This is a genomic window from Spirosoma humi (assembly GCF_054776575.1).
The window spans coordinates 49,867-61,446 of record NZ_BAAHBR010000007.1; the positions used below are offsets into that span (position 1 = coordinate 49,867).

Consider the following 11,580-nt stretch of genomic DNA (forward strand, 5'->3'; position numbering starts at 1 on the left):
GACGTATTCAAAATCTGTTGTATGTTTGAAATCACCACGCAATCCGTTGCGCTGCCCGACGGGCGGGAAATTACCATCGAAACCGGAAAACTGGCCCGTCAGGCCGACGGAGCGGTGGTTGTACGGTTAGGCGACACGATGCTGTTAGCCACTGTCGTATCTAGTAAAGAAGCCAAAGAAGGTGTTGACTTTCTGCCCTTATCCGTTGATTATCAGGAAAAATTTGCGTCGGCTGGCCGGATTCCGGGAAGCTTCCAACGGCGTGAAGGTCGCCTGGGTGATCACGAAATTTTGATTAGTCGTTTAGTTGACCGCGCGCTGCGGCCAATATTTCCTGATAATTACCACGCAGATACCCAGGTGATGATCACGCTGATTTCGGCAGACCCCGAAGTTCAGCCTGATGCATTGGCTGCACTGGCTGCGTCATCGGCACTGGCCGTATCCAACATCCCATTTAATGGGCCGATCTCTGAAGTACGCGTAGCGAAAATCGACGGTCAGTACAAGATCAATCCGAAAACCTCTGAACTGGAACGCGCTACCATCGATCTGATCGTAGCGGCTACAGCCAAAGATATTTGTATGGTAGAAGGCGAAATGGACGAATGTTCAGAAGCCGAAGTCGTGGAAGCCTTGAAAGTGGCGCACGAAGCTATCAAAGTACAGTGCCAGGCTCAGAAAGAGCTGGAAGCGAAGGTCGGTAAAACCGAAAAGCGTGAATACAATCACGAAACACACGACGAAGAACTTCGTGCCGCTGTTCGTGCGGCTACCTACGACAAAATTTATGAAGTTGCCCAACGGCAGAACCCAAGTAAAAAAGGTCGTTCGGATGGTTTCAGAGCTGTTCGTGATGAATATTTGGCTTCGTTCCCCGAAGGTGCAGACGTAAACGTAGGGTTAATAAAAACGTATTTCCATGATTTGGAATGGGAAGCTTCGCGTCGCTTAGTGCTTGACGAACGCACCCGTTTGGATGGCCGGAAACTGGATCAGATTCGTCAGATATCGGCCGAGACCGGCTATTTGCCCGGTCCCCACGGTTCGGCTCTCTTCACCCGTGGCGAAACGCAGTCCCTGACGACCGTGACACTCGGAACGAAAACGGACGAGCAGATTGTCGATCAAACCATGTACCAGGGGTACAGTAAATTCCTGCTGCACTACAACTTCCCCGGTTTTTCAACGGGTGAAGTGAAACCAAACCGGGGTGCTGGCCGTCGTGAAATTGGTCATGGTAACCTGGCTCACCGGTCGTTGAAGAAAGTATTGCCGCCTGCCGAAGAAAATCCATATACAATCCGTATTGTGTCCGACATTCTGGAGTCGAACGGTTCGTCATCGATGGCTACCGTCTGTGCCGGAACAATGGCCCTGATGGATGCCGGCATTAAAATCAAAGCACCCGTAGCGGGTATCGCGATGGGGCTGATTTCGGACGGCGACAAGTATGCTGTCTTATCTGATATCCTTGGAGACGAAGATCACCTCGGGGATATGGACTTTAAAGTTACGGGTACCGAAAAGGGAATTGTAGCTTGTCAAATGGACCTGAAAGTTGATGGGTTGTCGTACGAAGTGCTAGCGCAGGCGCTGGAACAGGCTCGTGTGGGCCGGTTGCATATTCTGGGTGAAATGAAGAAGGGCATTGCCGATGTTCGCTCGGATTTGAAACCACATGCTCCCCGCGCAATGGTCATCAAAATCGATACTAACCAGATTGGTGCCGTTATCGGACCCGGCGGTAAAGTTGTTCAGGATATCCAGAAAGATTCAGGTGCTGTCGTTAACATCGACGAACACGATAATGCGGGTTGGGTCAGCATCTTCGCGACCAGCAAAGAGAGCATGGACAAAGCCGTATCGCGTGTGAAAGGTATCGTGGCTGTACCGGAAGTTGGTGAGACATACGTTGGTAAAGTGAAAACGATTCAGCCCTTCGGCGCGTTCGTTGAATTCATGCCAGGCAAAGATGGTCTTTTGCACATTTCCGAGATCAAGTGGGAGCGTCTGGAGACCATGGACGGGGTCTTGCAGGTGGGTGAGGAAGTAACAGTAAAGTTGATTGACGTTGATAAAAAGACCGGAAAGTATCGTTTATCGCGTAAAGTTTTGCTGCCAAAGCCAGAGAACAAAAATGCGTAAGTCATTGTTACTTTTTCGTGTAATGTAACGTCAAACGATAGCGTTATATAGTCACTCCACCGGGGACAACGGATTATGAGACAGCTAAAGATTTCAAAACAGATAACCAACCGCGAGAGCCAGTCGTTAGACAAGTACTTGCAGGAGATTGGTAAGGTGGACTTGCTTACCCCGGATGAAGAGGTAACGCTGGCCCAGAAAATACGGGAAGGTGACCAATTGTCGCTGGAGCGATTGACAAAAGCAAACCTGCGCTTTGTGGTGTCGGTGGCCAAGCAATATCAAAACCAGGGCCTTTCTTTAGGTGACCTGATCAATGAAGGAAACCTGGGGCTGATCAAAGCGGCCCAACGGTTTGATGAAACCCGTGGATTTAAATTTATTTCGTACGCCGTTTGGTGGATTCGTCAGTCTATTCTTCAGGCGTTGGCCGAACAGTCCCGGATCGTGCGGCTACCCCTTAACCGGGTTGGCTCGCTGAACAAAATCTCGAAGACGTTCTCTGACCTTGAGCAGAAGTTTGAACGGGAACCATCGCCGGAAGAACTGGCGGCTGTCCTCGAAATTTCAGCGGCTGAAGTTGTCGATACATTGAAGATCTCGGGTCGTCACGTGTCGATGGACGCTCCCTTCGTGCAGGGTGAAGAAAACAGCCTGCTTGATGTATTGGAAAACGATGGCGAAGACAAACCAGACTCCGGTTTGATCAATGATTCGCTGCGCAAAGAAGTGCAGCGGGCGCTGTCAACCCTGACGCAACGGGAAGCGGATGTCATCACGCTATACTTTGGGTTGAATGGCGAACACGCCATGACGCTTGAAGAGATCGGCGAGAAATTTAACCTGACCCGTGAACGGGTTCGCCAGATAAAAGAAAAAGCCATTCGTCGGCTGCGCCACACCTCACGGTCGAAAGCGCTGAAGACGTACTTAGGCTAAAGTTCCTGTTTGTATGTGTGCAGAACGGTTCCTTTGAAAGAGGGAGCCGTTTTTGTTTCTAACCCCTTCGGGACTTACCCATACGCACGGGTGAATAGCAATCCATAGTAGTCGACTGGTATAACAGTAAAACTTGTAGCTATAAACTAAACGGGACAGCCTTGGTAGGCTGTCCCGTTTAGACTATTCACAATAAAAGATCTTAATTTTTGTAGAGCCAGGCAGCTGACCCCGCCAGCTCACTGACGGTAGCCATGCTGGCAACGGCTTCTTCACGGTCTGATGAACCCGCAGCCGCAACTTTGTACCTCGATACTTTCTGATTGCGATCAGGCATAATAACAAATGCATCCGTATAGCCTGCTTTCCGCAATTGCCGCTTTAGGCGAAGCGCATTCCGTTTACTTTGAAAAACACCGGCAATGACTGTATAATAAGGCGTTGTACGAACAGCTTTTATGCTGGTCGTAGTGGACTTAGCCGTCAGCTCTGATGCTGGCGATGTTGAAACGGCTGCTGCTGGCGTGGGTTCAAGTTTTACTTTAACTGCTTCCGGAGATGGGGCTATTGGTTCAGGTGATACAGAAACAGATGATGCTTGCGTTTCAACAGGAGCAGCGATAACCGTAGCAGGTTTAGGAGATTCGGTAGCAGCTTCGGAGCGTTCGAACCAAGAGGCTGGAACCCGGAACAGGTTAGCCGGGTCGAGGCTACTTTGCAAAGGCTGACCCGGATTGATAACCGAGAAATAGCTGACCAGACCAAGCGAACCGATCAACAATGCTGCCGCTGCCACCCGCCAGTATGGGCGCGTCGGACGATAGGGTGTCAACGTGACATCTTCGTCCCGCACCAACACAGGGCCAAGTGCCGTAACGGGTACGGCCTTCAGCACCGGCTCTGGCTGATGCCCAACCAATTGCGTTGACAAAGCACTCATACCATAGGCTTCACCGAAGAAATTATGCCGAAGGCTGGGATCGAACTGTAACCGGCCCTCTTCATTGTGCGTAAACGTTCCAAGACCATCGATCTCGAACCGGCCATCTACATTGACTTGCTGACGTAGCTCATTGACAAACTGGCTAATGTATTTTTGAGCCCCTTCGCGAGTGACCGGCTCATGAAGCATAATATAGTTAGCCAGAATACCATCGTCGAAACGAAGCGCTTCGTTGAACGCAACGCGTTTACGAGGAGGTAGATATAAACCACTGGTTTCCGTAAAGGCTGCTGGCTGGTAGTGTGTGAGGAAAGCCCCTAATTCGGGAATAACCACACAATCGTACTGATAGAGCAGCTTTTTGAGGTAGTCTTTTACGGCAGCCATAGTGTGCGTCGGTGGAGAGTTTAAAACGAATAACTGATTCCTCCGAGAAAGTTAAGCCCTTGTGTCTGATAATACAAATAGCGCTGGTAATTCTGACCGAAGATATTATTTAACGAGACAAAAGCGGAGATCTGTTTACCTAGGAAATAGTCAATTTTCACGTTGGCATCGTATATCGGTTTCAGAGTGTACACGACACCAGAGGTTAAGTTCTTATTCTTGATGCCCTGATAAACATACAAGTCGGCGGTGATAAACAATTTTTTATCCAACGAATACGAGTTGCTCCAGGTAGCCGCTACTTGCGGACGGCCCCAGGCTTGCTCCAGCCGGTCAAGACTGTAGTTGAAATAATCCGCTTTTAGCGACGAGCGGAACTTGTCTTTCCGGGCGTAGGCTAACTGGCCTGAGATTGTTAATACGTTCGACACACCGCCATCATAAAAAACAAAGAATTTTGTCGTGTCGGCGGTGCTGTTGTTAAAGGTCGAGAAGTTCCGATAACGCGCGTACGATGCTTTGCCTTCGTAAGAGAACCCACCGCCAATCGTTCCTTTCGAACCACCGTAGATATCCCATGACTTAACAGTGTTAACCAACAGAACTTGTGGGCCAAGCCACTTATTCTCACCTAGTAACGAGCGAAGCGTGTTTCGGTTAATATCGCCATCGACGCCCGCGAAAATGTGGATATTGGCGACGGGAGCCACGTCGATGTCGACCACCGGGAAGGCCCGGGTGTCGTTGATACCTTGTCGCTGATCCGTTTGGTTGACGGCATTGATCCCCGCCGTGATGGTAAACAGGGGCGAAGTATATTTAAACGTGGGTTTTACCCGAAACAGGTTCCGGTTATCGACAATAGTTCCGTCAGACCGTTGCGTTACATAGGCATCCGCGGCTACCAATGCAAATACGTTGTCCGTAATCCCGATAGAGGCATTCAGGTTGGTCCCCCAATCCGTTTCAGATGCGTTGAACCGGTCGCTCAATGAAGTAATGCCCGTGCGGAGTGAATAGTCGATCGCATTTTCCGACTTGGCATTTTCAATGCCGAGCTTGAAGTTTATCGTATTTAGACGTTGCTTGATCAAGTCCGCATCGAAGGAGGGTTGAGCCGCATATTCTCGGCTGTAGCCGTAAAAATTGTAGGTGTTTCGATCAAAGCCGAGGTCTGCCTGCAACTTGAAGGCATCGGCCAGATATTTACCTGTAACCCGTACACGGGTATCGCTCTGGGCCGAGTTCTTCCCATCGACGGGCCCAATGGCCGACGAAAGATGCCGTATGGACCCTTCCAGCGCCAGATTAGAAAGGTTGTTGATTCCAAAGAATCCTTCGCCCAGAAATGAGCTATAGTTGCCGGCTCCGAGCTTTACGTAATTATTATAGGCCGGGGTTTCGTCGGGCTGGGTGGTAGAAGGGGCCAGAACGCCGGGCGTAATTTTGGGGTCGCCAATGGTTAGCTTTCGGTCCTCGAATTCGTACGTCAGTTTTCGCTGTTCTGCCGATTGCTTGACGGATGGTACTTTATTGAAAATTCGGTTGGCGGGGGGCAATTCGATCTTGCGACTTTTTTCAACCGTTATTTCCTGATTGTCCACTTCGCCTTCTTTTACAGGGCGCGTTGGCTTTGTCTGCTGGGCAACCAGCACCGTAGACCAGGAAAGGAGGGTAAGGGTAAGTAAGGGGCGTACGATCATAGTGACGAGTGAAACGTAGTGAAGAACGAAGCCTGAAGAATAAATAACCCATCCGGAAAGAGGCTACTGATTAGTCATGGTTCATTCTTCACGCTTCATTAATTTTTAGATTCCAGCGTTGCCAGCTTTTCTTTGGCTTCGGCAACGATGGTTTGGTCGGATGAGTTTTCGATGATTGAGTTTAGAACCGCTTTGGCCTGGGCAGGTTCATCCAGAGCGACGTTGTTGTCGGAGACCAGCATGAACGCCTTGCCTTTCCAGTACTCAAAGTCGCTGAACTGCTCGTTGAATTTTAACAGCGTAGCGACCGACTCTTTGTATTTCTTCTGCCGGTACAGGATCTCACCCAGATAATACTGCGCTTCGGCACCACTGACATCTTTGGCCAGGGCAATCGTTTTCTCAAAGTCTGCCTGTGCGGTTTTGTAGTCGTTCTTGGCCAGCGCTACTTTGCCTAGCATCAATTGAGCCCGATTCTGCGCACCTGCCACGACGTTTCCTCCGGCCACAACCTCACGGGCGATGGCTGCTGCAGAGTCTAGTTTTGGATAAACGAAGTACGTATCCATCAGGCCCAGCTGCGCCGTAACCTGCTCGGCCTTGCTGGTGGCCCGGCTTTGGATAATCTGGTAATTGCGAATGGCCCGGGGATAGTTTTTCTGTTTCGCTTCCAGATCAGCAGCCCGGGTAGCGGCCCGAATCAAGAAATCCGACTTGTTGTCGGTAATCACTAAGTTATAATAGCGGAGGGCATTCGCGATGTCATCGGTTTGGCGGTACGATTCGGCCAGATAATACCGGGCTTCGTTGGTACCGGGACTGGCCGGGTATTCCTGCATAAACGCCAGAAAGGACTGGATAGCCTGCTGGTATTTACCGGTCGAATAAATGTTCTTGGCGTTGTCAAACTGAACCCGCTCCACATCCGTGCTACCCGGATTGCCTTTCTTGTACTGGCCCAACACCTGCGAAAACTCTTCGGGCCGACCAGCATCATTCAATGTATTCTGAATACCCAGCAGGGCACTCTGCGCCTGATCGGAGTCGCCGTAATCAGCCAGAATGCGTTTGTAATCCGCTACCGCCGGGTCGTACTGTTGCAGGTTACCGTAAGCAATGGCCCGCTTCAGCAGGGCGGCCGGCACGAGTGAACTGTTGGGTTTATCCTGAATCAGCTTCGTAAATCCCTGAATGGCAACCTGATAGGATCCCTTCTCAAAATCAACGTTCGCTTTCTGAAACAACGACTCATCGACAAAGCGCGAATTCGGGTACTGCCGCTGCACCTGATCGAACTGAGCCTTTGCTTCCGCGTCGCGGCCAACATAGCTCAGAATGACGGCTTTCTGGTAGGAGGCATAATCTTTATCCGAGGCATTCTGCGCAATGGCCTGGTCGTACGAGCGTAAGGCGTTTTCGTATTGTTTGGTAGCAAAGTAACTGTCGGCCAGGCGAATGGTGGCGTCCTGGACCTGCGCAGCACCATCGGCAGTAGTGCCTTTACTCACAAAATCGCGGAAGTAGGGCAGTGCCCGGGCGTAATCTTTCTTGTTGTAATACGCGTAACCAAGGCCGTACAGGCTTTTTGTCGCGTAATCGCCAGCGCCGGATTTGATGCTGGTGTAAAGAGGAATCGCCGTATCATACTGCTTTCCGGCCGAGTAGGCTTCCGCTTTCCAGAACTGAGCGGCCTGCTGTAACTCGGTATTGACAGGAAACTTCAACGACTTGTCCAGATTGGCAACGGCCTGTTGGTACCGTTCGGCATTAAAGTCATTGACACCCTGATTAAAGGTCAAGCGCTGGTAGGTCGCGTTGATTTTAGACGTCCGTCGCTTTAATCCTTCAATATACGCAATGGCTGCCGGGTAATTGTTGGATGCGTAGTATGCCTCGCCAACCAATTCGTTGGCTTCATTTTCAAATTTACTGTCGGGGTACTGCTTCAGAAAAGCGGTCAGCTCCTTGACCGCATCGGCACCGTTATTCTGGTCGAGTTGCAGTTTTGCGTGGTTGAACCGGGCTTCCTCCTGAATTTCCCGATTGAAGGATAGCCGCCCCGCCTGATCGAAGGCGTTCAGGGCATAGGTTGGGTTCTGGGTTTGCAGGTAACTAACGCCAAGTGTATAGGCCGCATACTGAGCCGTGGTGTCTTTGCCACCCGCCAGTGTTTTGAGTTGGGTGATGGCGTCATTATAGGCCCCCGTACGGAACAGGGACTGGCCGTACCGGAATTTGACCGCACCCGGTGCTTTGGCACCCATTGCGTTGATGTACTGCTTGTAATACGGAATTGCCCGAGCGAACTGATTCTGCTGATAAAAGACTTCGGCCGTAAACAGAGCAACTTCGTTCATGCCCGCCCCGTTGTTTCGTTTGAGTAGTGGTTCCGTATACGTCAGGAGATCATCGAACCGGCGTTGCCGGTAAAGCGCCTGGGCAATCCAGTTGGGCACTTGGTTCTGATAAATAGGATCGTTCTCAACCCGCCGGAAATCGGCCACCGCTTCGTTATAATTGCGGTTGCGGAAATTGATAACCCCGGCATAATAGGAAGCCGCTGGCGCATTAGCCGAACCTGGATCGAGTTTGACTTCGTTGAGCAGGGGCAAGGCCTTCTTCAAATCCTGCGTATTGTAATAGGAGAGGGCCAGTTGGTATTTGTAGTTGGTTTGCTGCGTTGCGCTGCCACCCTGGGCCACGGCTTTCTCCAGAAAATCAATGGCCTTCGTGTAATCCTGCCGCGTATAATAATAGGTTCCTAAATCCCCGTAAAGCTGACCCGCTTTTGGGTGCTGGCTGTGGTTTTTAACGAAGCGATCCACGAGCAATTCGGCACCCGGCTCGTCGATGTACAGGCTGGTGAGGGCGATGTAATACTCAGCCTCGACCAGATTCTGATCGCCGGTGTTGAGTAGCGATTGGGAGCCATCGCCCCGGCGCGGTTCGATATATTGCCGAAATTCATACCGGGCCGCGGCATAGTTGGCTTTCTCAAAAAGTTCAAGTCCATTTCGGTAGTGGTAATCCGGTTCAGCGTAACTCTGGGTTCGCTGGGCCAACGCTGACAGGCTGAAAAACAACCCAAAGGTTAAACCGACGAGCAGTCGGCTACGGTTGATGCGGAGCGAATGATATTGACCCGATTGGGCGGTTGAATAGGGCATAGAAAAAAAGTATGTTCAGAGTGTCTGATGTCAGGTTCTTCCGGTTCGGCGAAGCGGTGTTAAGTTTGCTGAACCGTTAAATTGCGACGGCAACCCGGCCGAAACTTTGAACCTGAGACTACCATTTAAGACGATTGCGTCGTAGTTTCGCCTATAATTGACAAATATCACGTCTATTCTGGACAAAAAACGAAGGTATTCCTGTTTCCGTATGAAAAAAAACGCCCGGCTTCTGTATTTACTTACTGTCTGGACATTTTTTATTCCATTTTCATCAACTGCTAGTCCTAAACTCAACGACGAGGAAAATCCACCGGCGGTCTCGCCTAGTGTCACGTATGTGCTCTCGATGAGAGAGCCACAGACGCACTATTTTGAGGTGGAAATGCAATTGAAAAATGTGGCTGCCGCCACCAATGCGAAGAAAAATGGCTATCTGGATATCAAAATGCCGGTCTGGACGCCGGGCTCCTATCTGATTCGCGAATATGCCAAAAATGTGGAAGCCTTCACGGCGTCAGCCGGTGGTAAGTCCGTTGCCAGCGAAAAGGTTCGCAAAAATGCCTGGCGTGTCTATACGGCCGAAGACAACCTGACCATTCGCTACCGGGTGTACGCCAATGAACTCACCGTTCGGACGAGTTTTGTGGATGCCGATCACGGCTACGTGACGCCTGCCGGTATGTTCATGTACCACGACGCCTTAAAAAAAATACCCCTTCGGGTGGTCGTACAGCCGTATAAAGCCTGGAAAAACGTAGCTACCGGCCTCGAACCCGTCAATGGTCAGAACTACACCTACGAAGCGGCTGATTTTGATCTGCTGGTCGATTCGCCCATCGAGATCGGTAACCACCACACGTTCAACTTTACCGCTTCCAACATTCCGCATACCGTAGCTATGTATGGTGATGTGGATTACAATGAGCAACGCTTAGCCGCTGATTACAAGCGTGTCTGCGAAGCGGCTGCTACGGTGGTGGGGGAGCACCCCTGCACGCATTATACGTTTATCGTGCACCACATTCCACCGGGCGGGGGGGGGCTTGAACACCTGAACTCGACAACCCTCGAAACGACCCGGAACGCCTATGCTACCGAAGCCAACTACAAACGGTTTCTGTCGCTGGTGGCTCACGAATATTTTCACCTCTGGAACGTGAAGCGTATTCGGCCCGTGGCGCTGGGACCGTTCGATTATGAGAATGAGAACTATACGCACATGCTCTGGTTGTCAGAGGGCTGTACATCGTTTTATCAGGAATATATTCTACGCCGGGCGGGTTTCCATACGCCCGAGGCTTACCTGAACCTGGTGGCCAGCAGCATTACCGATATTGAGAACCAACCTGGCACACGGGTTCAGTCAGCCGCCGAATCGAGTTGGGATGCCTGGATCAAAGGGTACCGGCCCAACGAAAACTCGGCTAACGCGACCATATCCTATTACAGCAAAGGAAGCGTATTGGGAACGCTGTTAAACCTGGCAATTCTGGCGAGCAGCAACGGCGAGCGGAACATGGACGATTTGTTACGGCTCCTATACGCGGAATACTACAAAAAACAGAAACGCGGTTTCACCGACGATGAGTTTCGGAAAGCGGCAGAGCAGGTAGCGGGCCGCAAACTGGATGATTTCTTCAACATTGGCGTAAACACCGCCGACCCTATAAATTACAACGCTTATTTTGAGCCGGTGGGCGTGAAACTGGTCAATGTAGCGGCCAAACAGCAGGATGGTTTTTTGGGGGCTGCCACAACAGCCGCCAATGGAAAATCAACGATTTCCGGGGTTCGGCGTGGCTCGGCAGCGTATAAGGATGGTCTTAATGTAGGCGACGAAATTATTTCAATTGACAGCGTACGGGTTGGCGACGACCTGCTGCGTCAGGTTAGTGGTCGGCGCGTAGGGGACAAAATCAATATACTGGTGAACCGGGCGGGGCTTCTTCGCGAAATACCGGTCACCCTGACGCAAAATCCGCTGGTGAGCTACCGGCTGGAACCTGTAGACAACCAGACGGCTGCGCAAAAGGCGTTGTATGCTAAATGGCTTTATATTAAGTAAGTAAAAACGAAACAGGTCCGGTAGATGATCGGGCCTGTTTCGTTTTTGACTTATAGCCTCTTCACGTCACCGGATTAAAACCGCGTAAAGTGAATGGGCTGAACTGTCCTGAAAACGATCTCTCCAGAATCGAAAACTAAAATCTCGCCATGACTCAGCCACAACCGGTACCCATGCCATCGGCACGACCCCTTACAATGATCAATCGGGTAGACTCCATTGATA

Annotated in this window: 6 protein-coding genes; 3 read left to right on the top strand and 3 right to left on the bottom strand. The window is 50.8% G+C overall.

The window, feature by feature from the left end:
* Nucleotides 1-21 precede the first annotated feature (21 nt).
* Nucleotides 22-2,148: a polyribonucleotide nucleotidyltransferase gene (locus ACYU8Y_RS08420; protein ID WP_460936135.1), complete on the top strand. Its 2,127-nt coding sequence runs from the start codon at nt 22-24 to the stop codon at nt 2,146-2,148.
* Nucleotides 2,149-2,223: 75 nt separating this feature from the next.
* Nucleotides 2,224-3,087, top strand: coding sequence for a sigma-70 family RNA polymerase sigma factor (locus ACYU8Y_RS08425; RefSeq protein WP_009282104.1), 864 nt, complete (start codon nt 2,224-2,226; stop codon nt 3,085-3,087).
* Between the two features lie 202 nt (nt 3,088-3,289).
* Here ACYU8Y_RS08425 and ACYU8Y_RS08430 read toward each other — a convergent pair whose 3' ends face one another.
* The 3 genes from ACYU8Y_RS08430 to ACYU8Y_RS08440 form a co-directional block, all read right to left on the bottom strand.
* The gene (locus ACYU8Y_RS08430) at nt 3,290-4,417 is read right to left on the bottom strand and encodes an HU domain-containing protein (RefSeq protein ID WP_460936137.1); all 1,128 of its coding nucleotides are present in this window, start codon (nt 4,415-4,417) and stop codon (nt 3,290-3,292) included.
* Between the two features lie 20 nt (nt 4,418-4,437).
* Entirely contained in the window at nt 4,438-6,120 is a 1,683-nt protein-coding gene (locus tag ACYU8Y_RS08435) for a TonB-dependent receptor (RefSeq protein WP_460936139.1), read from the bottom strand.
* Nucleotides 6,121-6,218: 98 nt separating this feature from the next.
* Entirely contained in the window at nt 6,219-9,287 is a 3,069-nt protein-coding gene (locus ACYU8Y_RS08440; RefSeq protein WP_460936141.1) for a tetratricopeptide repeat protein, read from the bottom strand.
* 211 nt (nt 9,288-9,498) lie between these two features.
* Between ACYU8Y_RS08440 and ACYU8Y_RS08445 the strand changes: the two genes are divergently transcribed.
* Nucleotides 9,499-11,355, top strand: coding sequence for a M61 family metallopeptidase (locus ACYU8Y_RS08445; protein WP_460936143.1), 1,857 nt, complete (start codon nt 9,499-9,501; stop codon nt 11,353-11,355).
* Nucleotides 11,356-11,580 lie beyond the last annotated feature (225 nt).

Excerpts from the sequence above, each read along its gene's own strand:
- ACYU8Y_RS08420 (WP_460936135.1), top strand. The coding sequence starts at position 22 with ATGTTTGAAATCACCACGCAATCCGTTGCGCTGCCCGACGGGCGGGAA.
- ACYU8Y_RS08425 (WP_009282104.1), top strand. The coding sequence starts at position 2,224 with ATGAGACAGCTAAAGATTTCAAAACAGATAACCAACCGCGAGAGCCAG.
- ACYU8Y_RS08430 (WP_460936137.1), bottom strand. The coding sequence starts at position 4,417 with ATGGCTGCCGTAAAAGACTACCTCAAAAAGCTGCTCTATCAGTACGAT.
- ACYU8Y_RS08435 (WP_460936139.1), bottom strand. The coding sequence starts at position 6,120 with ATGATCGTACGCCCCTTACTTACCCTTACCCTCCTTTCCTGGTCTACG.
- ACYU8Y_RS08440 (WP_460936141.1), bottom strand. The coding sequence starts at position 9,287 with ATGCCCTATTCAACCGCCCAATCGGGTCAATATCATTCGCTCCGCATC.
- ACYU8Y_RS08445 (WP_460936143.1), top strand. The coding sequence starts at position 9,499 with ATGAAAAAAAACGCCCGGCTTCTGTATTTACTTACTGTCTGGACATTT.